The sequence below is a fragment of the Rhodococcus sp. BP-241 genome (genome assembly GCF_019836145.1).
Taxonomy (GTDB): Bacteria; Actinomycetota; Actinomycetes; order Mycobacteriales; family Mycobacteriaceae; genus Rhodococcoides.
Map to the genome: position 1 here is coordinate 44,902 of NZ_JABUEI010000013.1, position 20,758 is coordinate 65,659.

Annotated in this window: 21 protein-coding genes; 5 read left to right on the forward strand and 16 right to left on the reverse strand. The window is 67.9% G+C overall.

What is annotated here, in order from left to right:
- Positions 1–4 precede the first annotated feature (4 nt).
- The 14 genes from HQ308_RS20190 to HQ308_RS20255 form a co-directional block, all read right to left on the reverse strand.
- On the reverse strand, positions 5–1,504 hold the full coding sequence (locus HQ308_RS20190) for an SCO6880 family protein (RefSeq protein ID WP_222647635.1): 1,500 nt from the start codon (positions 1,502–1,504) through the stop codon (positions 5–7).
- Between the two features lie 117 nt (positions 1,505–1,621).
- Positions 1,622–2,878, reverse strand: a complete 1,257-nt coding sequence (locus HQ308_RS20195) for a hypothetical protein (RefSeq protein ID WP_222647636.1) — start codon at positions 2,876–2,878, stop codon at positions 1,622–1,624.
- A 227-nt stretch (positions 2,879–3,105) separates the two neighbouring features.
- Positions 3,106–3,957, reverse strand: coding sequence for a hypothetical protein (locus HQ308_RS20200; RefSeq protein WP_222647637.1), 852 nt, complete (start codon positions 3,955–3,957; stop codon positions 3,106–3,108).
- Positions 3,958–4,005: 48 nt separating this feature from the next.
- Positions 4,006–4,647 carry a hypothetical protein gene (locus HQ308_RS20205; protein ID WP_222647638.1) on the reverse strand — a complete coding sequence of 214 codons (642 nt, stop codon included), beginning with the start codon at positions 4,645–4,647 and terminating at the stop codon, positions 4,006–4,008.
- Between the two features lie 20 nt (positions 4,648–4,667).
- The gene (locus HQ308_RS20210; RefSeq protein ID WP_222647639.1) at positions 4,668–4,961 is read right to left on the reverse strand and encodes a hypothetical protein; all 294 of its coding nucleotides are present in this window, start codon (positions 4,959–4,961) and stop codon (positions 4,668–4,670) included.
- Positions 4,958–5,245, reverse strand: coding sequence for a hypothetical protein (locus HQ308_RS20215; RefSeq protein ID WP_222647640.1), 288 nt, complete (start codon positions 5,243–5,245; stop codon positions 4,958–4,960). The genes HQ308_RS20210 and HQ308_RS20215 overlap by 4 nt, the downstream gene beginning before the upstream one ends.
- A gap of 102 nt (positions 5,246–5,347) precedes the next feature.
- Complete coding sequence (locus HQ308_RS20220) at positions 5,348–5,548, reverse strand: hypothetical protein (RefSeq protein WP_222647641.1); 201 nt, start codon at positions 5,546–5,548, stop codon at positions 5,348–5,350.
- Positions 5,545–6,207 carry a DUF6668 family protein gene (locus tag HQ308_RS20225; protein ID WP_222647642.1) on the reverse strand — a complete coding sequence of 221 codons (663 nt, stop codon included), beginning with the start codon at positions 6,205–6,207 and terminating at the stop codon, positions 5,545–5,547. Before HQ308_RS20225 ends, HQ308_RS20220 begins: the two co-directional genes overlap by 4 nt.
- Positions 6,204–6,806 (reverse strand): hypothetical protein, encoded by a 603-nt coding sequence (locus HQ308_RS20230; protein WP_222647643.1) that lies wholly within the window; start codon positions 6,804–6,806, stop codon positions 6,204–6,206. The genes HQ308_RS20225 and HQ308_RS20230 overlap by 4 nt, the downstream gene beginning before the upstream one ends.
- Positions 6,803–8,479, reverse strand: coding sequence for a peptidoglycan DD-metalloendopeptidase family protein (locus tag HQ308_RS20235; protein WP_308115839.1), 1,677 nt, complete (start codon positions 8,477–8,479; stop codon positions 6,803–6,805). The genes HQ308_RS20230 and HQ308_RS20235 overlap by 4 nt, the downstream gene beginning before the upstream one ends.
- A gap of 54 nt (positions 8,480–8,533) precedes the next feature.
- Positions 8,534–10,162: a cutinase family protein gene (locus HQ308_RS20240; protein WP_222647644.1), complete on the reverse strand. Its 1,629-nt coding sequence runs from the start codon at positions 10,160–10,162 to the stop codon at positions 8,534–8,536.
- Complete coding sequence (locus tag HQ308_RS20245; protein ID WP_222647645.1) at positions 10,159–11,007, reverse strand: hypothetical protein; 849 nt, start codon at positions 11,005–11,007, stop codon at positions 10,159–10,161. Before HQ308_RS20245 ends, HQ308_RS20240 begins: the two co-directional genes overlap by 4 nt.
- On the reverse strand, positions 11,004–11,834 hold the full coding sequence (locus HQ308_RS20250; protein ID WP_222647646.1) for a hypothetical protein: 831 nt from the start codon (positions 11,832–11,834) through the stop codon (positions 11,004–11,006). The genes HQ308_RS20245 and HQ308_RS20250 overlap by 4 nt, the downstream gene beginning before the upstream one ends.
- A 117-nt stretch (positions 11,835–11,951) precedes the next feature.
- Positions 11,952–13,037 carry a hypothetical protein gene (locus tag HQ308_RS20255; RefSeq protein ID WP_222647647.1) on the reverse strand — a complete coding sequence of 362 codons (1,086 nt, stop codon included), beginning with the start codon at positions 13,035–13,037 and terminating at the stop codon, positions 11,952–11,954.
- A gap of 970 nt (positions 13,038–14,007) precedes the next feature.
- Between HQ308_RS20255 and HQ308_RS20260 the strand changes: the two genes are divergently transcribed.
- Both HQ308_RS20260 and HQ308_RS20265 read left to right on the forward strand, forming a co-directional pair.
- On the forward strand, positions 14,008–14,718 hold the full coding sequence (locus tag HQ308_RS20260) for a hypothetical protein (RefSeq protein WP_222647648.1): 711 nt from the start codon (positions 14,008–14,010) through the stop codon (positions 14,716–14,718).
- Positions 14,719–14,728: 10 nt separating this feature from the next.
- Positions 14,729–15,193, forward strand: coding sequence for a hypothetical protein (locus HQ308_RS20265; protein ID WP_222647649.1), 465 nt, complete (start codon positions 14,729–14,731; stop codon positions 15,191–15,193).
- Positions 15,194–15,318: 125 nt separating this feature from the next.
- Here HQ308_RS20265 and HQ308_RS22795 read toward each other — a convergent pair whose 3' ends face one another.
- Positions 15,319–15,504: a hypothetical protein gene (locus HQ308_RS22795; RefSeq protein ID WP_261776383.1), complete on the reverse strand. Its 186-nt coding sequence runs from the start codon at positions 15,502–15,504 to the stop codon at positions 15,319–15,321.
- Here HQ308_RS22795 and HQ308_RS23110 point away from each other — a divergent pair.
- Positions 15,442–15,789, forward strand: coding sequence for an ImmA/IrrE family metallo-endopeptidase (locus HQ308_RS23110; protein ID WP_374198550.1), 348 nt, complete (start codon positions 15,442–15,444; stop codon positions 15,787–15,789). The two genes, HQ308_RS22795 and HQ308_RS23110, sit on opposite strands and share 63 nt — an antisense overlap.
- A gap of 28 nt (positions 15,790–15,817) precedes the next feature.
- Positions 15,818–16,798, forward strand: coding sequence for a hypothetical protein (locus tag HQ308_RS20275; protein WP_222647651.1), 981 nt, complete (start codon positions 15,818–15,820; stop codon positions 16,796–16,798).
- On the opposite strand, the gene HQ308_RS20280 is transcribed toward HQ308_RS20275, so the two are convergent.
- A complete protein-coding gene (locus HQ308_RS20280; protein WP_222647652.1) occupies positions 16,761–17,600 on the reverse strand; it encodes an SAM-dependent methyltransferase in 840 nt (279 codons plus the stop codon). The genes HQ308_RS20275 and HQ308_RS20280 overlap by 38 nt on opposite strands.
- A gap of 766 nt (positions 17,601–18,366) precedes the next feature.
- On the opposite strand from HQ308_RS20280, the gene HQ308_RS20285 reads away from it, so the two are divergent.
- Positions 18,367–20,268, forward strand: a complete 1,902-nt coding sequence (locus tag HQ308_RS20285) for a hypothetical protein (protein WP_222647653.1) — start codon at positions 18,367–18,369, stop codon at positions 20,266–20,268.
- Positions 20,269–20,758: the final 490 nt, after the last annotated feature.

Genomic DNA, 20,758 nt, shown 5'->3' on the forward strand with positions numbered 1-20,758 from the left:
GAGTTCAGCCGCGTAGCGATTTGGGGATGGTGCTGTGGTCGGGAAGCAGGACCCCGATTCCGAGTCCGCCGAGGAATGCGGCCGCCTGATACATGTAGGCCGGGCGTGCGGTGATCCGGGCGCCGGAGATCAACCCCCGCATCTCCGGGTCGAGCGCGGTCAGCTCCTCGGCAGACTCGGCTGTCGCGGTGATGACCATCGACATCGACACCAATCCGTGCCCGCGCGCTTCGGCGACGCGAGCGGTGTTCGTCGATTCCAGAGCGATGTCCGCGGTGGCGGAACCGATCCCGCGTGCGGTGTTGACTGCGGCGACAGCGGATTTGAAGTCACCCTCGACGGTCTTGGCGGCGTCGGCCGGGGAGTACGGGCGGAAGATCTCGGTGACCCGCTTGCGCGGGACCTGCGAGTTCGGGGACAACAGTCCGGCCAGGACGCGTTCGGTGGGGAACCCGGACGGTGGGGAGGTCATCGTCCACACCCGCGAGATACCGGAGTCGTGCCGGTAGGTGACCTTGTCGACGTCCTCCTCTGCGGTAATCGGGCCGGCGTCGGCCCAGTCGCAGACGTATTCACCGAGGGTCAGGGCGCGCTCGATGTCCGGTTCGGCGGCGGGGTCGAACGCCCGGCGCACCACGGCGGCGTAGTCGCTGTCGCTCATGGGCAGGGCGGTGACGTCGGTGTGCGCGAGCTGGGAGTAGAGCACCGGGAGCTGCGCCCCGATCATCTCGGCGGCGGCCATCGGGTCCTTGCGCTGAGCGGGGGTGGCGGCATCGAAGGTGATCGCCACCCGCCCGTGCACCCGGAAGCCGGTCGCGGACGCGGCGACACGCTCGGCGAGGATCTGACGTGCGGCGCCGGGAGAGTCCGGGTGGGTGATGGCGTCGACGTTCGCTCGCGCCCGCTCGCCGGTGTCGGGGAGCGTTTCGATGGTCACCGCGGCCGCGGCGATGTTGGGGACCTGACCGAGCATCGCGAGGAAGTTCGCCCACGATCCGACCAGCCCGTCGACGATGTGCTGGTCGTTGCCGGCGGCGCCGCCGATGCGGCACCGCAGCAGCACCGTGTATTGGTGGGTGCTGGGCATCCGCATCATCCCGAAGCGGTGACCGTTGGTGTCGAGCGCCCACCACAACTCGGTCTCGGCGGCGATACCGGGTAACCGGGAGCGACCGCCCGCCTGGTTCGACAACTGCCCGGCCCGGTAGATGTGGCGGCCGGTGCGGCGTTGCCGTCGCCACTGCCGGCGCAGCAGCAGCATCTCGTAGCCGGTCTTGCCCTGGGGGCCCTTGACCACCAGAGGAATCCAGAGCAGGACCAGGACGGCGCCGAACCCCAACGACCCCAGGGCGGACCCGGTGAGGAACATCAGCGCCAGCGTCACCAGGACGATCGCGGCGATGACCGCGAAGGAGAACGGGGTCAGTCCGAACGCGTAGGTGCGGCGCTCGTCGACGAACCCGGCGTAGGTGCGCACCGGCCGCTCGGTGTCCTGCGCGGTCATCGCGCACCTCCGACGGCGTCCGCGCGGGCGGTCTCGATGGTCATGGGGTCCTCTCGTCGCTGCCGGTGGTGTGCTCGGACGTCGGCGTCTCGCACTGTGTCGTCTGGCAATTCGGTGTCATGGCGTGCGTCCGCCTCGCTGGCCGTCCGGGTTGCTGTCTCCAGCTGCTGCGCCCGTTGCTTTCTCGGCGCCCTTCATCACTGCGGCCACCGCTGTGGCTCCGGTCTTGGCGGCCGATGCGGCGCCGGCGGCGGTCGCGCCCGACGAGGCCCCGGACTTACCGGGCGCCGACTGCGCCCCGGACGTCGCACCAGCGGCGGCCGCCGGGCTTGCTACGGCTCCGGATCGGCCGCCGCCGCCCTGCCCCGCGGACGTGGTGGGTGGGTTGGTCATGGCCCCGGTGGCTCGGTCGGGTGACTGCCCACCGACGACTCCTGCCCCGGATCGGCCGCTCGCTGCCGCCGCGGCCCCGGCGCTGCCGGCCTTCATCGCCATACCGGCGACCGCGCCGGTGGCCACCGCGGCGCCGGCGAGCGCCGCTGCGCCGGACGCTCCACCGGAGGCGGCGACGGCGGGCACGATCAGACGCAGCAGAACCGGCAGGCACAGGCACGACAGCGCCAGCAGCGCCATCCCGCAGAGCTTGCTCATCGCGTCGTCGCCGCCGGCGGACCACAGCGCCAGCGCGTACACCCCTGCCGAGAGGATCGGAAACAGCACTGTCGCCAGGGCGAACCCGATCATCTTCTTGAACGCCTGCTCGCCGGACGGGGTACCGGACCCGGCCGCGGCGGTGGGCAAAAACCCCACCACGAGGATCAACATGGCGTACTGCACGACCACGAACACCGCTTGGACCAGCGCACCGACGATGCCCAGGAGCGCGAACACCATCACCAGTCCCGCGGACAGCAACGACGACACCTGCGACAGGTCGAACATCGTTCCCAGCACGTCGGCGACGTTCCCGCCGGCGGCGTCCTCGACGATCCACTTCCCGAACTTCACCGCCCCGGCGTGCGTGACGATCAGCAGCGGGGCGAACGTCGCCGTCGCGAACACCGTCCGCACCAGGATCTTCGCGGTGTCGGTGGCCCGCTCGGCGCGAGCGGAGGCGTTCGCGGCCGCCAGGCGCACCGCGGCGACAGCGATCGACACCGCGACCAGGGAAGCGTTGATCCAGTAGAAGTAGCTGTGGAACACACCCACCGACTCCGGGTTCGCCAAATCCGGCAACGGAATGTCCAGCCACCAGGTGAACATCAGGTTCACCGCCTGCCCGAAACCCTCGAGGAACGCTTCGGCGGCCTCACCCACAGCTCCGGACGCCGCCCAGTCCACGGCTTCACCGACTGCCGCTCCTGGGTCTGCCACCACCGCCCCGGCCTTGCAGAAATTCTCTGCAGAAGCACCGGGTAGAACCTGGATGTTCTGTGCCCATTCAGGCAGCAAGTCGCATGATTCGATCAGGCTTTGGCTGTCGGCGCTGTCGCCGGCCGGGGGATCGGTTTCCTGGGCATACGCGGGAGCGGTCGTCAGGAGAAGTACGCCGAGAACGGCGGCAACAGTGAGTGCAAGGCGAAAGATCGGCCGTGCTTTGCTCACCATCGGGTCCACCCCGCCAAGGAGGACAGCCGGGGTTGCGGCGCCGAGGTGGTGTCGCGGATCTTCCAGTCACCGTTGTCCCATGCGAGAGAACGCTGTTCAGCAACCCATGTCCCGTTCTCGGATGGAGTGGCATAGCGGACCACGGCGAAACTATCGGTGTACGAGGTGATCTGGAACGCCTCGGGGAAGAACAAGGCGTCACTGATGCGGTAGTCGCTCTTGCCGGCAGCGGCGAGTTGGTCCATCGCGGCCTGCTTCTTACCGGGATCGGCGACCGTCTGTAGGTCGTAGATTTCACGCAGGTCATCCGCACTCCGAAGCGCGCGCGCCATGATCTGCCATCCCGCCAACGCGGCGCCCTGCGGGGTGCGGGCGAATCCGTAAGCGAGGCGACCGTCGATGCGAGTCGGGCCGTCGCTGGTGGAGAACGGTGCGACGGTGGCGCCGATGCGCTGCCACATGATCCCCGCCGGGGCGGGGACCGGGACGTCTTTGGCGAATGCCGGTCGGTCGCCGGGATCGGTCTGCGGTAGTACCTGTCCCTGTTCGTTGATGGGGACGGCGATCTCGCGGCCGTAGGGGTCGGCGAGGGACGGGCCGAACCCGCCCTCACCGCCGGGGGTGACCGGGGCAGAGGGCGGAGCGGCGGTGACGGGCGGCGCTGCGGCAGGAGGGGTGTCGCCGGAATCCCCGCTGCGAACCAGAACGATGGTGACGAGCACGACCACCAGGACGATGAACCCGACTGCGGCCGCGCCGGTGGTGCGGGAGGTCGCCAGCCAGCGGGCTTTGGGGTGCTCGTCGATCCAGTTCGGTTCGGGCGGTGGTGTGGGTGATTCCTGCACGGGAGGCTCCTGTCGGGGTCGGGCGATGACCGGGGTGATGACGCCTGGTCAGGGGGCGGAGAACGCGGTGAATCCGTCCATCGACGGCAGCGGAATCGGGTCCGTCGCCGCCGGTGCGGTGGGATCATCCTCGGCGCCGGTCGGGGCGGGGAGGGCGATCTTCCAGTCGCCGGTGGACCGGAGGACGGTCACCGGCACCGCGGTCAGTTGGCCGCCGGGCATGGTCGTCGCGACGTCGACCACGGCGCGGGACTCGTCGTAGGACGAGACCCGGAACCCGGTGAACGCCGCGGTGGTGGCGGGGACGGCAGCGTCGGTGATCGAGGCGGCCGATCGGGCGATCGCGAATGCGTCGCGTCCGTCACCGGGTGCGACGAGTTCCCGAGTGACCGTGGCCCAGGCGGTATCCGGGGCCAACGCCAGCCGGGCCTGTCCCTGGATCGCGGCGAGCACCGCACCCTGCGGGGTGGCGGAGTACCCGGTAGGTGCGGCCGACGAGGTGTCCGCGGCCGGCCCATCGACGTCGCTGTACGGCACCTCGACGCCCTGATACGGCCGCCAGGTCACCTCGGCGGGCGGTGCGGCGACGTCGATGGCGGCGGCGGGTGCATCGCCCACCGCCGCCGGGTCGTCGGAGCATCCCATGACGGTGGCCACGATCATCAGCGCCGCGGCGGCTGACGTGGTCATCCGACGCCGAAACGGCTCGGTCACAGGAGGATCCCCGCCCAGCCGCCGGATCCGGCGACCAGGACCGCTGCGACGGCGACGATCGCCACACGCTTTTCGCCCTCGCCGAGCTGCCCGCCACGGTGGTACGCCGTCGCCAGGTAGATCCCGGCGGCGACACCGAGCATCGCCAGCGTCGCGATGACACCCCAGTAGAACCAGGCACCGACTTGTTCGAGGCCGGAGGTCACCTCCGCCGGTGGTGTCTTCGGTGAGGAGTCGGTGGGGACCTCCGCGCGGATGATGGTCGCCACGGCCATGTCTCGGGCGCTCACGTCATCAGGGTGTTGACCAGGCCGGTCGCGGTGCCAGCGAACACCGCGCCGATACCGACTGCCGCCAGACCCATCTGCTGGCCGCGAGTGTTGGTGCCGTCGGCGTGGCCCATGGCGAACTTCACCCCGGCGAACACGCCGACCAGGGCGAGGACACCTGTGGCGACCCACAGGCCGATGTTCATCAGGAGCTGGTACTTCTCGGCGCCGGGCGGGGCGTCGACGCCGTTGGGTCCGACCTGCGCGAGATAGTCGGTTGTGGCGGCGAGTGTGTGCAGCAACATGATTAGTTCCTTTCAGGTGGAGGTGCGGAGGATCGAGATCAGTGAGTGGTGGTCGGGGAAGTGGTGGTCGACCGGGCGGGGAGCGGCCACCGTTGGTGCCTCTCACGAGATGCCGGGGGGAAGGTGGGGAACGCCGTGAGCGATACCGGCCGCGGCGAGGAGCAGACTCGCCAGCACGAGGAGCGGTACTGGGCGACTCGGCCGAGGGTCGCCGCAGTCGGCCATCGCCAGTCGCACACCGACGACCGACCAGGCGAGCGTCACCGTCGCTGTGGCCACCCAGAGCAACACGTTCACCGTCATCGCTGCCCCGGTTCGGGCGAGGTGCGCAGTGCGGCGACCGCGGCGCTGAGGAGGTCGTCGTGCAGAGCGCGGACCGGTTCGACGGGGACGGTGCGGGTGTCGGCGGCGGCGCGCTTGTCGGTGGGTACCTGAGCGCGCGGTCCCCATTCGGGAAGCTCGTCGGGGCACATGTGCCGCCACGGCTCTACCCACCCGATGTGCCAGACATGGTCGAACACCGAACAGACGCGGGTGATCTCGCGGCGCAGTTGCTGGCTGGGTCGTCGGTCGGTGTCGGCGACGAGGATCAGTCCGAGCAGCTGCACCGGATCGGGTGTCAGCGCGGCGAGGTGGGCCATCGCCCGGTCGTGGGCGGCGCGCAGACCTGCGGCGTGGGTGCGGGCGACCACGGCGACGAGCGGCGAGTCGCCGTGTCCACCGGACGGCCACGCGCGGCCGCTGTCGCCGGCCCACGCCAGGGAGGCCGTGAGGGTGGAGACCGCGGCCCCGCCGTGAGCGCCGAGCAACCACACCAGGGGCTCCGCAGCGCAGAGATCGGTGCGCTCGATGCGCTGCTGCCATATCGGCGCCTGACGATGCAGGGGCGGCGCCATGACGCCGGGCGCGGGCCGACGCGCGGCAACGGTCTCGAGGTCGGGTCGGGTCGCCGGTGCGCTCATCGGACGGTGATCCCGGAGACGGACCATCCGGCGAGTGCGTTCGCTCGGGTGGCGGTCATGTACAGCGCGATCGGGGTCAGCTCGTCGACTTGGGCGCCGCCCGAGTCGACGATGCTCTGGTGCACTGCGACGACGCGTCGGGCGAGGGCGATAGTGTCGGCGGGGTGGTCGTCCGGTGTCACGTTCGACTCGGCGTCCACGGCCAGGCCCGTTGCGGCCCATCGGTCCCAGTCGGCGCCGGTGACCGGGGCGAGCGCGGAGTAGGACACCCCGAGTTCTCGCACCCAGGCGGGATTGAGCAGCGTCGCCGCGGAGTCGATGTTCACTCCCTTCTGGGTCTGCTCGGCGGGGCGGTACGAGTACAGGGCGTCGGCGGCGCCCGTGAGGACGGCGGCGAGATCGCAGGTGTCGGTGCGGGTGACGTGGTCGATGCGGTCGGTGCACACCGCCCTGGCAGGGGCACTTGTCGACGTGGGCGGCGTGCCGCCGTCGGGAACGTTCTCCTCGGTGGTTGTTCCACATCCTGCGAACACGGCGACCGTGGCCACGACGAGGATCGCGAACGCGGCCCGCCGGGTGGTGGTGGTCGTGTGGGTCATCCGAATCTCCTGACGTACATGTCTTCCCCGGCCCAACCGGAGAGCGGCTGTATGGAGACGACGTCTCCGGACTGCGGGGCGTTGAGCAACATCTCGGTGCCGTTCTGGACGCCGTAGTAGATGCCGACGTGGTGGGTGTCGCCTCCGGACCCGAAGTAGATGAGGTCGCCGGGCTGCTTCTGCTCCAGTGGGATCTCCTGTCCGCGTGGGTCGTAGAGCTGGCCCGCGTTGGTGGTGGCGCCGGTGAAGTGCGGGAGGCTGATCGCGCCGCCGGACGCTTGGAACACTGCGTAGAGGGTCAGGCCGGAGCAGTCGAACCCGACCTTGCCGGTGTCGCCGTTCGCGTCCCCGGCTCCGCCGCCGTCGCTGATCCCGTTCGTCGGACCATTGGTGTTGCCGCCGCCCCACGCGTACGGGGTGCCGAGCCAGCGCATCGCGGCCGCGATGACGTTCGCCCCGAACGGGCCACCGGGAGTGAAGACCGGGCCGTTCGTGTTCGATGCCGCATCTGCGCACTCCGTATCCACGGCGCCGCTGCCGACGGTGGTCGCCGTTGCGGCTCCGGCCAGGGCGGCTCGGTCGGCGGCGGACAGGTCCTTGCCTGCACCCTTGAACCGGTCGTAGAGGGTGCGGGCGAGCGGTTCGTGTTCGGCATACGCACCAGGCAACTGCGAGCCTTGGACGGTCTGAGCGGCGACGGTGACGGGCATCGACTCCCAGCCGGGGACGGCGAGAAGGTGTTCGTAGAACAGGCGGTTCGCTGTGGCGGGGTTCATCAGTGTGGCGGTGTCGCCCCAGATCGTCACCTGTTGCTGAAATTGGTTGACCGACAGGTGATCTGATCCGACGGCGTCGTGTGGGTAGTTCAGGGAGTCGGGGACGTTGGAGCTGGCGTAGAGCTGGAATGTCGATTCCCGTGACTGGGTGGCGAGGGCGACGACGATGCCCCGTTCCGGAATGCCCATCGCTTCCCCGATGGCGACGGTCTGCTCGGCGAGGGCGAGCTGCTTGTCGTTGAGGCCTCCTGTGCCGCTGCCGGTTCCGGCTGTGCTGGTGTCTGCGCCGGGTGCGGGCGGCGGCGGTGCGCTGCCGGGAGCGACTGCGGCGTCCACCCAGGACGCCGGGTCGAGTGCTGTTCCGGCGCCGTCGGGCAGGCGCCCGCCGTCCCATACCTCGAAGTGCAGGTGCGGCCCGGTGGACTCGCCGGCGTTGCCGATGAGCCCGATTTCCTGCCCGGCGGTGACTTGTTGGCCGGCTGAGACGAGGACTCCGTCGCCGCGCATGTGGCCGTAGACGGTGGAGTAGGTCTTTCCGTCGATCTGGTGGTCGAGGATGATCCAGTTCCCGAATCCGCTCGCCGGTCCGGCTTCTCGGACAGTGCCGTCGGTGAACGCGTAGATCGGGGTGCCGATCGGGCCGGCGAAGTCGATTCCGTTGTGGTCGGTTCCCCAACGGGGGCCGAATCCGGAGGTCAGTGTCGTCGCGGCGGGATCGGTGGGTTTGACGTGTGTTCCAGCCGGGACCGGTGCGCCGGGCGCCCCTGCGCCGGGGAGAGCGCACATGTCGTCGGGGCGGGCGAAAAGCACCACCACCGCGACCACCACCAGGAGCACCGCTGCGACGGCGGCGACCGCTGCTGCGGCGCCACTCTTGGTGCCGGGCGATGTCGACACGATGGGGACTCCTTTCCGGTGGTCGCGGTGGTGGGACGAGAGCAGTGCGGGCGGTCAGGAACCGTCGGCGGTGGAACCGGGCGTCGTGGGTGCGCTGCTCGTGCTCGATGAGGTGGTCGTGCTCGGCCCGGTGGTGGTGGGAGCGGTGGAGGTGGTCGACGTGGTGCCGGTCGCGGGTGCTCGTGTTGTGGTGCTCGTGACGGGCGAGCTGCGGGTCGTCTGTGAGCTGCCGGTGTCGGCGAGGGCGTCAGCGAGGCGGGTGAACCACTCGACGGTGAACTTCGCCGGCGATAGTCCGTCGGCGGTGACGGGAACCTGGTCGTAGGTGCCGTGCAGGCGCACGGTGTCCCAGTAGCGGACGTCCGTCGCGAGGGTCAGCAGGCCCTTGTTGTCCAGGGCGCCGCGGGTGATCTCGGAGTAGATCCGCCGTTGCACCGACGAGATGGTGGCCGGCGGGAACAGCTGCGTCACGGCGGCGGTGATCTTCGTTCCCAGCACCGCCAGAGCCGCCGGCGGATTGGCCAGGCCCACGGTGGCGAGTTCGGTGATCGTGGCGGGGGTCAGCACTCTCTTGGCCACGGTGACCGCGGCGCCGAGCCCCATGACTCCGGCCTTGACCACGGCGCGGACGATCTTCGCGTCGGCCTCCGGGGTGTCGGATGTCTGTGCCGAGTTCTCGGCGAGGCGGCCGAGGACGGTGTCTCCGCCGGAGGCGACCTGGAACGTGCCGCCCTTGAAGTCGACGTCCTCGTCGATGACGTCGGCAGCAGTGCGCAGTGTCGCTCCGCCCACGGCCCCGGCGAGATCGCCGAGGGTGCGCTGCGGGTCCTGCTCCTGCAGGTGCAGTTGACCGGAGATGTTGGTGGCGATCTTCGCCAGCGACGAGTTCGCCGGCAGTGAGCACGCGAGGTCGCCGGGAGTGCAGAACTGCGCGACGCGGCCACTGAGCTGACCGAATGCCCTGCCCCCGGTTGAGGTTGCCGAGGTGGCGGGGGCGGCGAGTGTGGGGGCGATCCCGCCGCCGTCGGCGGGCGGAGCGGTCACGGCCAGGCCGTCGAGATCGGCTGCGGGAACCCCGGGCGGCGGTGCCGGTGCGTCGGGTGTCGACGAGCCGGGGAATGTCGCCGCGCCCGCGGGGCGGGTGGGGTCGGAGAACAGCGCGACCGCCGCGACGTCGGCGGCGGGAACCGGTCCGGTTCCCGCCCCGATGGTGCGGGCGAGTTCGGAGGCGACCTGGGCGCCTTGCGAGTAACCGGTCAGAGCGATCTTGCTGCCGGGGCACTGGTCGGCGTAGTCGGTGAGGAACTTCTCGGCCGCTGCGACACCGTCGGCGATGGACTGGGCGTAGGGCAGGTCGGTGCTGTCGCCGGGCTTGCCGCCGAAGCTCGCTGCGTACGGGATCAGGGTGCGCCCGACCTCGGCGGCGGCCAGGGAAAGCGGGATGGTGATCGCGGAGCCCAGGAACCCGGAGTCGACGTCGGTGGCCGCGGCGTCACCGGACTCTCCTGTGCCTTGCAACCCGAACACGTGGAGCACGTCGCACCCGGTGGGAGGTGCCGACGTGGGTGCAGCAGAGGCGGTGCCGGTCGCCGCGGCCGCCGCGAGGGCGGCGGCGACGGCGGCGGCGAGGAGCCGCCCCCGCCACGTCTGCGGCGGCGCGAGATGGTGCGGGCGTGGGGTCATGATCGGTGGGCCTCTCGATGCAGGTGAGCGCGGGATCCGGACAACACGGCGATAGCGGCGCCGAGAGCGGCGGCCGACAACTGGGAGGGGTCGATACCGACACCGGCGGCGAGTTCGGCGTCGTAGGGCAGATGCACGACCCCGGCGACCCGGCCGGTCAGCGCATCGGCGAGCGGCCCGGTGACGTGGTCGACGCCGGGGCGCTGGGAAGTGACGACGAGCTGCACGCTGCGGCCCATCCCGGCGATGCCGAGGCGCCGGTGTAGCTCCGTCAGTACGGGGCGCGCGGCGTTGGCCGCCCCCGGTCGGTCGTCGATGGTGACGACGATGTGATCGGCCAGGTCGGCGGCGGCGTCGAACCACGTAGACCCGATGCAGGCTCCGGCGTCGACGACCACGAGCCCGTGGCCACCGACCGCGGCGCGGGCGGCGGTCACCGCCGCCGCGAGGTGCGAGGGCGATGCGTCGTCGCGGCGGTCCCGACCCAGAACGGTCCACCCGGTGGACGTGGTCAGTGCGCGGTCACCGGTGAGCCAGACGCTCCACACGGCGGCCGTCTGCGCGACGGGGGCGGGCGTGCGGCGGCTGATGTCCCCGCCGACGGGCGTTCCGTCGAGGACGACGACGGTGTCGTCGGAGACCATCGCCAGCAGCAGCGCGACCACGCTTGTTCCGGATCCGCCGTGGGCGCCGGCGACGACGATGATCGGGGCCGCGGCGGTCGGACCGTCCTCGACGACGACCTCTTGTGCCGGATCGGCCGCCGCGACGGGCTCCGTGTCGGCGGCCGCGGCGGTGGGCAGCCAGTCCAGGTAGGACGGGCTTGTCCCGTATGCGCCGGTCACGACGCAGGGCCGATGGCGGCGATGACGGCAGTGTCTCCGGTGGCGGCCGGTGCGGTGGTCATGGAGCTGACGAACCGCTTCTGCTCGCCGCCGGGTCGACGTTCGATCACCGTCACCCGGAACTGCGACGGCGCCCTCTCGTCGGCGAGGACGCAGTGTTCGGTGCCGGCGGGGATGGCGGCGACGGCAGCGGCGAACGCAGCGGGGTCGAGGTCGATACCGTCGGCGAGCTGCGCGCTCGCCGCGCCGACGTCGCGGCTGCGGTAGTAGGCATCCTCGATGCGGGCGATGGCCGCGAGGTTCGGATCGGCGGAGTCCGCGGAGGCGACCTCGCCGCCGGGCTGCTGGGCGCACCACTGCTCGAAGGGCAGAACAGCCGGCGTGGTCGGGGTCGGTGCTGTGGAGGTCGTGGTCACGGCCTCCGTGGTCGCGACGAGTTCCTGCGCCAGCGAGGGGGCCGGCGCGTCGTCGGTCACGGAGGGCAGCACGGCCCATGCAGCGCCGCCTGCGACGGCCACGAGAGCGGCGGCGGACACCGCGACCGCCAGGGAGGACCGATGGCGGCGTACCCACCCTGCCTCGGAAGCGAGGGGCGCCGCGGGGACGTTCACCGGTGCTGTCGCGGTGGGGAGTTCGGCGAGGACTGCCTGCCACGGGGCGAGGTGGTCGTCGGTCCGCTGGTCCGGTGGGGTCATCACCGCGACGTGTCCGGTGTGCTCGTCGGAGTGGTCGACCACCGGATCCATTGCTGCGACATCGGATTCGGCGGTGGGGTGGGCGGACAACGGGGGGAACCACTCGTCGTCTGCTCGGTTCGAGGTGGGCATCTCCGCGTCTCCTTCCTCGGTGTCGGTGAGTGGGCGTGGTGTGTCTCTGGCGAGGTGGTCGGCCGAACCTTCGGATACGGCCGGATCCCGGTGAGGAGGTCCGGCCGCACCCGGCGATCAGGCGGGCACGAATGATGCGAGAGCGCTGTTCAGGGCTGCTGCGCCCTGCTCGAGCGCGGGGGCGTTGTCGGCAATCACGGTGTCGACCGCGCCCAGGACGTCGGCGCCGCCGGTCACGTCGGTGACGGCCTGGCGGGCCTGCTCGACGTAGGCGGGGGCCGTGTCGAGCACCTGCTGGACGTCCTGCGGCGGTGTCCACACCGGCGCGGCCGCGGCGCGAGCGGGTGCCTCGGGTGCTGGTGCGGGGACAGGGGCGGGCTCGGTGATGATCTGCTGCTCTCCACCGGTGACCGTGGCGCCGAGCAGGCCGCCGAGTGCGGCGCCGGTGACGGTCAGACCGAGGACGATCGGCGCGGACAGTGCAGCTCCCGCAGCCCCACCGGCCAGTGCGGCTGCACCGGGGATGAACACCCACCCGACGGGTCCGCCCCACACGATCGCCCCGCTACCGGTGGTTGCGGCGACGCCGAGCGCTCCGCCGAGTCCTGCTCCGGTGGCGGTGATGACGGTCGCGGGGACGAGCGAGGTCAGGAACCCTGCGGTGCCGCCGGCGACGATGCCGGTGGCGACTCCCGCGGAGATGCGGTCGGCTCGGGGTGCGTCGGCGAATCCGGCGTCGACGAGGAAGTTTCCGCCGTCTGCCTGCAAGGCCTGACTGGTGTTGTTGAACTGTTCCACCAGGTTCGGGTCCACGACATTCGGGTCGTAGGGCACGATCTCGCCGCCGACGCCGATGTAGCCCTCGGGAATGTCGATGGGTGCGATGACCTTACGTTCGACGGTGGGCACTGGAGGCGGCGCGAGCGGTGCGGGCGGCCCGACCTGTGGGGCCGGCTGCGCGGGAGGCGCCGAGTAGTAGACGGCCGGGACGGTGGAAGACTGCTGGCGGCCGGACTGGTAGTCGTCGTAACTGCGCCACTGCGACTGCTGTACCTGCGGGGACGGGGTGTAGCCGGGCAGGAACTCGCGCTGCTGGGTAGGTGCGGGTGCGGTGGTGGACAGACCCGGCTGCTGCGGGAGCGTGGTCGTCAGGCCGGGCTGGACCTCGTCGGCGGCGGCGGGACCTGCGAAAGCGACCGCCACCGCGACCGCAGATGCAGCAACCACGGTGGACCGGGTCGCGGTCTGGCGTCGATGACGTCCAGACTTGTTGTCACTGTTTAACATTCTGCCCTTTCATGGGAGCTGTACGAGTTGATCGGTTTCGCCGTGGGGAACCGGCAGGTGCGGCTGCCGGTTCCCGCACAGGTCGTGTCAGGTAATGAGTCCTTGTCGGGATGAGTGGCGCGAGGTCACTTACCGGCGAAGAAGCTGAGCCATAGCCACGGCTGCTGGAAGATCCAGAGCATGTGAGGACGTCCTTCCTGTGAGTGCGACCGGGAGATGTCGAGATGCTGGTGGGTGCGGTAATTGAGGCGCCCTGATTAGGGGGAGCGCCTCGGTTCTTCGCGCTACACCGGCATCGTTTACGTGCTGCCCGACGGCGTGACACCAATCGAAATTGCTGCTGCCGAACGGCTTTCGGATACGCGCGTGATCGCGTGCAACCGAAGTCATGAGGCACATGACCGTGCCGCGGAAATCACGACCGGCTGAGACTTTGACGTCCACGTGGCCAGGACGGATCCGTCATCGCAGGTTGACTGGTGGTCCGTGTGCGCAGTGTGCATCGGCCGCGTACAGAAGAGGAGGTTGTTGAGCCCGTCTTGCTGGTGAAGCGAGTTGCACACCGGAGCGTCGACAGAGCGCAGGTGCCCATCGGCGCGGGATGTTGCCATCCCGCGCCGATGGGCTGAAATGCGCGTTAACATCTCATATGCCTCTCACAACCCGCTGTCGATGAGCTTCCGGGCCAGCTTCTCGCCCGTATCCGCTCGTACGAAGTACATTAACACGTTATGAGCGGTTAACTCGGCTCGAGTGGAGGCCCCACGCACGATAAATTGAGACTGTGCGCTGCAAACGAACTTATTGTGAGCGTTAGATGATTGATTCAGCGGCCTGGCGGGGTGTAAAGGCGTTAAACGTGCTCACGGGCGATACGCTCTACCGTGTGCTTGATCAGATCCCGCCGCCTTTGGCGTTCCTCGCCGATGCAGTAACGCTGCGGCGACGCGCTTTGGGGCTCACGCGCGACGGTCTGCACGAAACGGGTGGGCCGGCACCATCCACCCTTGCTCGTATCGAGAGCCCTACCCCGTCCACGGCCTTTCCTCGGCCGACGACTTTAGATCGGCTCGACAAGGCACTGAAGTGGCAAAGCGGTTCAGCGGCCCGATGTCTCGACATGCGCGACCCGGTCTCGCTCGAGGACACCGTCGCCTCTACTGGTGCCTCTGGCGGCACATCGGCGCCGAACATTCCTGTGCCGGGTGATCCACTGGACTTCAGCTACGTCGCAGTGCCGGTGGAAGTGTTGCGAGAAGGTCTGACACTCATCCAGCAGAACCTCGCACCCACGGACCTCCCGGGTGGATCGACCGCGCTCCGCGGTTTGATCCAGTTCGCTCAGAAGCTGAGCGCGGCTCATGCCACAGAGGTACTCGAACGCTTCGGTGGGCCAAGCCGCACGGTGCCAGGTTTCCTGCAAACGACGTTCGCCCCGTATCTCGGGGACGCCGCGCCGTTTGAGGAGTCTTCTCCTTCGCTGGATGATGACCAACGGTATCGACGCTGGTTAGCGGGTCTTTCAGCTGACGAAGGTGGCCGCTATCACGAGCGATGGCACCGCAAGCAGCGTGCGCTACAGACCGCCGCCATCTAAAATCTCCCAGATGACCGACGTGTATGCCCCGCCCAGCACGTCCCTGACGGCCAAGGACGAGTCCCTGTCGTACCGATTGAGCCTGATGGTCAAACTCGCAGCGGCCCCAGGTGACCATGACAGCGTCGTCGACCAGCTCATCTTGAAGCTCGACGGTGCTGATCTCCCCTATTCGAGTCGTGAGGTGCGCGAGCACCTGGCGGGCACCTCTATACCCGGACCGATCGCTCGGCGCGCCTATGCGCAGGCGTGTCAGTGGCATGATGACACCTCGCTTCTCGACGACGATCCTGCGGTGTACCTCAGGCCGTTGATGCAGAGCGAGATCATGCTTTGCACTCGTGTCATCGGCGTTCCCCACTTTCGGGGTGCCGATGGTCCGATGGGCTTGCCCACCAATGCGTCGGTGGACGATCTGCGCGCTCAGTGGGCACAGCTCCGCGCGTCTGGGCGGCTCTGGCGCGTCGAGGCTTAACTATGGCCAGACGCCGGCCGCCCTGTTCGCCCGAGGCGGCCACACCTCGCGAGGTCGCAGAAGCACTCGTCAAGGAACTCGATCCCGGACCTACGTGGTCGATCGAGTCGTTCGTAGCCACCGAGTCACTGCGCCGCGATCGACCGATCCAAGTGGTGGAGAAGCCGTCGGGCATACACGTGAGCGGCGACATCACGGGAGAGCTCTGGCCCTACGCAGATCGCGACGAGATAGTCGTTGCGCCGCACCTGTCCTTGGAGGAAGAGCAGTTCGTAGTCGTGCACGAAATGGGTCACGTGCTTCTCCATCATGACCGCCGGGTCTCCCTGGACGAAGTCGCCTCGCTTTTCGATGCACTCCCTCGCGACCTTGTCGAGTTTCGACTTCGGTCGTTCGCTTGCAAAGTCGGAATTCCGTATTCTGCCACTCCGGAGAGTATGAGTACGTTGAGTCGGGCAGAGCAAGAAGCTGAATGGTTCGCAACTATCTTGCTGGCGCGCATCGACGAGCAACGACGGCGGATAACGTCACGCCATGGGCAACTTAGAGGATCAACAATGATCGATCGGCTTGCTCGTACGTTCGGTTACTACTGAACCGTTTGGTTTCTATTGAACAGTGTTCATGACGGGTACCATGCCTGCGGTGTGGCTACTCGACGCGGTGACAACGATAGGCGCGTTCGGCCTCCTCGCCATCGGCCTGTATCTTCTGGCGCGATCAGGCTCCTTTCGCGCTCCGAAGAGTGGCGCGCACTGGACGGCCATCGCAATCCTGCTGTTCGTGGCGGCGCGCTCACTGCACCTGCCGGCTGTCGAGGACTACATCGACAACTTCCCGATCAGCGCGGACGGTGAGCACCTTTACAATCTCCCCTACATCTTGACCATATTGTCGACGACTCTCGCTCTCGGTTTCTGTGTGCCTGCCACTGCTTGGATCGCGGGCGCCCCGTTCAGGGTCTGGGCTCCGCACGTTCTGGCTTTTTTCACATCGGTCGTCATAATTGGATCATTCGCAATAAGCGACTTGTGGCGTAAGCCTATTCAGTATTTTCCGGATGAGTTCGCCTGGACCTGGCCGCAGATTGTTTTGTGGTCTTATGTCGCGCTCACGATATCCCTTGTTGCCACGATCGCTCTGCGTCTAATAGCTCGGGCTGCGACTGAGTTTGATGGCGCGATCCGCATAATGCTGCTCATCATCGCCTCCGCTTCCGTGACGGCGATATTATTCGCTATCCACATTGTCGTTCGGGTGTTCCTGGTCAACGCCTTTCCTGACTTGTTCTCGAGTGCATACGTACAAAACGCATCGCAGATCGCGGTTGCCCTGACCACGCTCGTGACTGTGCAGCTCGTCGCTGCGCTGCTCGTACCCCAGATTGTGAAACTGCGCGGGCGAGTCAGCAGGTTTCGTCTGCTGTACGAGCGCAAGAACGCTTGGAGACGGTCGCGGGAGACTCCACATCGCAACGCGTTCGACGAGGTGGAGGTCCCTCGCACTGCGGCCGAGTGCTGGTCAGCGGCGGCCAGTCCAGTCACCGCTTACCGGATGCGATTCGAACTCACCGAGGTCGATACTCGGCATCGACCATCCACGTGAGCTCAGCACCGAGCGCCACCTCGTCATATGGCAGCTTTCGTCCGAGGGCGGGCGCGTACTGCGCAATCGAAAGGGCCGTATCAACGCCCCAACGAGACCCCAACCACTGCTGAGGGCTCGTCTCGATCGCAGACTCGAAGCCGTAGCCGTTCGAGGCCACCGCCGCCGACATCGCCTGTGTTTCTGCATCAATGAGGGCGCCACGACCGAAGTGGACCGCTAGCAGATGCGAACCCGGCGCACTCAGGTGCTCGACGTCTCGCAACAAGCTCTGATTGTCGACCTCGCTGAGGTACATGAACAGGCCCTCCGCCAACCACAGCGTTGCGACAGTTGCATCGAAGCCGCTCCCGAGCAGGTCATTCACCCAACCCCGGTCGGTCAGGTCGGCCGTGACCCCGTGCCAATGCTCGGTGTGCTCCCGCCGCAACTCTCGGCTCTTCAGGTCGACCACGTCGCCGCGATCGACCTCGTACACCTCGACGCCGCGACCGAGCCATCCCAGACGTAGAGCACGTGTGTCGAGGCCGGCGCCCAGGAGGACGATCTGCTGCACGAGGGGGTTGTCGATGCCAACGTGTTGCTCGAACCGCTCATCCAACCAGCGCGTCCGTACGGCCAGCGATTCGTAAACACGTTGCCCCGTGACCTGCTCAAGAGTGATCTGGTTGATACCCGTGTTGGTCGCGCGGACGAGCTGGCCGGCCAAGTCGTCCTGAAACAGTCGATCGGGCCGAGACGACTCCAATGCTCGCATTTGTGCTGTCAGTACGGCAGTCGTTCCTACGCTCGAGACATCCATGCGCAGGACGTTACCTAGAGGGCACCCGGGATCGGACTACCGGCAGACGAGCAAGAGCGCTGCCCACCCCCGGCGTGTCGCACCTGTATCAGATTCGTTCCTGTGGCACGATCCTCAAGACCGGCGACAGGAGGGATGCTCATGGCTCAGCCACATTTGGGCGAACGCACGGGGTACTTGCTTCGTCTTCCCGATGAGTTGTGCGTGGAGCAGTTAGCCCATGAGAAGGGCTACAGCGCAGTCTCGCGCTTCGGCGCAGACGTGTTCTGCGATTTGGCGGGTCGTCCGGATCTGAAACTAGGACCGGAGATTTCGCTGCCCCTAAACGCGTTCCCGCTTCCTGTCACCGGCCGCTTCCGAGTATCGAACAAGCCCCGCGCTCACTCCGTTCGAGTGCCCGCCCAGATCGACGCCAAGCAGCTCGCTCGTCGCCATGGATATTCGTCCGTGGCGCGTTTCGGACGTGATGTGTTCTGCGACCTGGCCGGACGAATGGACTTGAGGCTCGGCCCCGACGTTCGTGGTGAGGGAGGTGTGGAGCTACCGCTCACCGCATAAAAGAAACGGTCCCCCTGGGGGCAACCAGGGGGACCGTTGAAGTCTGAGCCAGTGAGCGCCAACTCGCTGGACTCGATGCCCCAAGAAAGGGACTGTCTTGACGGACAGGTCTCAGGGTACATGCTGCCCTGACTCAGTTTCAAGCATCAATCATCGTGTCGCGTCGTCGGCGTCGACACCCGACGCCTTGTGGCGCCGTCTTGCGCCCATGCTCGCGGCGCGCCGATCCATGCGTCTGTACGACGCGTCGGCGCGTGGCTTCGCCTCGTCGCGCTCGTTGACGACGAAACGCCCGCTCGTACCTGCCGCCGTGCCGCTGTTCGCTCACGGCCGGGCACGCGTCATCGCGTTGGACTTCGACGCTAAGACCTACGGCGGTGCTGCTGTCCAGGCGGATGTGGACCGGGCCCTGGGTTGGCTGGCGGAAGCCGGCGGTCGCGCGATCGTCGACGTCTCCACCAGCGGCGGCCGCCATGTCCTGGTCCCCCTGGCCCCGGGCGTCACCGCCGGCGTCGCCGAGCTGCGACCACTGCTGGATCTGTTGGCCGCTCGTCTGCCGACGTTGGACATCGTTCCGATGACCAACGCTGCGACCGGGTGCATCACCGTCCCCGGCTCCGCGTGCCGCGAGGGTGGCCACCGGGTACTGGCCGGCGATCTCACGGCCGCGATGGACACCCTGACCATCGGGTCCGAACCCGCACTGCTCACGCGCCTTACTGCGCTGCTCGGCGGACTCCCCCACACCCGCGCCCGCGTGGCCGGGGCAATGCGCACCGTCGATACCGAGATCCGCACCGCCACGGTCGCTGAGCGGATCATCGGAACCGGCCGTACTGCCCGACTGCACGGCCGCTTCTGCCGTGCCACTCCCCCACCGGCATCGGTCACGACCTTCGCGGCCACCGGCCGACTCGATCGCACACGGTGGGCATCGCGCTCCGAAGCTCGCCAGTCGGTCATCACCCACGCGGTCCTGGCCGGCGCGACCGCCGACGACATCACCGACCGGCTCAGGGCGGACGACTGGGCAGGTGTCCGCGACGCGTACGCCCACTACGGCAACGCCCTCGGCGCGGTCCGGAGGGATGCAGCGCGAGCCCTCGAATGGGCCGCATCGACACTTCCTGAGCTAGTCCGGGATACCGGGCACAAGTTAAAGCACACAGGGGGCACAGCAGACCCGGCTTTCTCGGCGTGGCTCACGACGGCTCAGTCTTGGGCCACCCGTGAATACGCTTCCCGACGCGATCGCTGGTCCACCCACGCTGTCCTGCACGCTCTCGCGTGGGGTGCGGCATCAGGAGGGGAACTGGTCGAGGGTGTTCCGGTGGTGGCGTTGGGCGGACGTTCGCTCTCCATTGCCGCGGGACTGCTCCCTGAGACAACGGTGTGGTCGGTATTGGAGCGACTCAGGGACACCCCTGGATCCCCGGTCTTGCTCATCTCTCGTGGAGTCGGTCAGAACGCTGATCGGTATGCGCTGGTACCACCGAGCGGAGACAAGCCGCCAGAGGGCAACTCAGGGCGGGAAATTCGGCCGGCTGTCATCGACACGATCCACCCGGCGTGGAGCGTCATCGGCCAGCGCCACCGCGTCCTCTACGAGGCAGTCGCGGCCGCCGATGGCCCCATGACCGTCGAGACGTTGGCACAGGCAGTGCGGATCGGGCGATCGAGTGGCTACGAGACGATCCTCGACCTACGCACCGCCGGCCTTCTCACTGTTGTGGGCGGGCACGTGCAGCTCGGAGACGTGAAGCTCGACGACATCGCTCACCGGCACGGCCTGGCCGCTGCGGTTCGCGCCCGCACCGTCCGCCACCGGGCCGAACGGATTATCTGGCGCGAATGGCTGGCCGAACGCGAGGCCCAACGTATTCCCGCTCCCCCGTCGTCGCACGCAACGGTCGTCGTCGTCGACGACGGCATGGCACCACCCGACGAGGGACTTTGGGACTCGGTCATGGCGGATGAGCCGCGGTACAGGCCCGAAGACGACCCGTATGCATCACTGACCGGCTTCCTGGATGAGGTCGAGTCCGCGAGCATGAGGCGGCAACAAAACCCCTCGACATGGAGCACGACAGCCACAGTGTGGGGCGCATGATCAACCGTTCAATCGAATGCACTTCACATGTTAGGGGTGGACGCAGGTAGCTGAGTCGCCGCATAAGAACCATCACCAACAGCGGCGCGTTGTTCGGACGTCGGGTCAGATCAGTCGGTAGCTGGTACCTGCAGATAGAGGCGCAGTGCCTGCTCGACCAATGCGCTTCTACTTCCAGCACCCCAGTCACTTGCCAGTTGGTCGAGGACAACCGCGTCAGCGTTGATCACGCCGGCAAGCGGTACACGTGCACGTGGCTCACTGTGTCGACGACGAGTCGGCCGCCCAGGTTCCGATCTTCGGAACAAACCGGTGGTCGGACTACTTGCCCCGCCGACCCAATGAGCCTTCAGCTCGGTAGCATGACGTTCAACAGCATCCAGAACTACCTGGCCATACGAGCGTGCAGTCGACGGATCGGAACTGCGTTCGTTGAGCGTCAGGGACCGCAGCGAGATGTACACATCCTGCGGTAACGCCACCTCCGGAG

Bases quoted from the DNA above. Each gene is read 5' to 3' on its own strand.
- HQ308_RS20190 (WP_222647635.1), bottom strand. From the start codon at position 1,504: ATGACCGCGCAGGACACCGAGCGGCCGGTGCGCACCTACGCCGGGTTC.
- HQ308_RS20205 (WP_222647638.1), bottom strand. From the start codon at position 4,647: ATGACCACGTCAGCCGCCGCGGCGCTGATGATCGTGGCCACCGTCATG.
- HQ308_RS20215 (WP_222647640.1), bottom strand. From the start codon at position 5,245: ATGTTGCTGCACACACTCGCCGCCACAACCGACTATCTCGCGCAGGTC.
- HQ308_RS20220 (WP_222647641.1), bottom strand. From the start codon at position 5,548: ATGACGGTGAACGTGTTGCTCTGGGTGGCCACAGCGACGGTGACGCTC.
- HQ308_RS20225 (WP_222647642.1), bottom strand. From the start codon at position 6,207: ATGAGCGCACCGGCGACCCGACCCGACCTCGAGACCGTTGCCGCGCGT.
- HQ308_RS20230 (WP_222647643.1), bottom strand. From the start codon at position 6,806: ATGACCCACACGACCACCACCACCCGGCGGGCCGCGTTCGCGATCCTC.
- HQ308_RS20240 (WP_222647644.1), bottom strand. From the start codon at position 10,162: ATGACCCCACGCCCGCACCATCTCGCGCCGCCGCAGACGTGGCGGGGG.
- HQ308_RS20250 (WP_222647646.1), bottom strand. From the start codon at position 11,834: ATGCCCACCTCGAACCGAGCAGACGACGAGTGGTTCCCCCCGTTGTCC.
- HQ308_RS20265 (WP_222647649.1), top strand. From the start codon at position 14,729: ATGACCGACGTGTATGCCCCGCCCAGCACGTCCCTGACGGCCAAGGAC.
- HQ308_RS22795 (WP_261776383.1), bottom strand. From the start codon at position 15,504: ATGATGGAGAAGCACGTGACCCATTTCGTGCACGACTACGAACTGCTC.
- HQ308_RS20275 (WP_222647651.1), top strand. From the start codon at position 15,818: ATGACGGGTACCATGCCTGCGGTGTGGCTACTCGACGCGGTGACAACG.
- HQ308_RS20280 (WP_222647652.1), bottom strand. From the start codon at position 17,600: ATGGATGTCTCGAGCGTAGGAACGACTGCCGTACTGACAGCACAAATG.
- HQ308_RS20285 (WP_222647653.1), top strand. From the start codon at position 18,367: ATGCTCGCGGCGCGCCGATCCATGCGTCTGTACGACGCGTCGGCGCGT.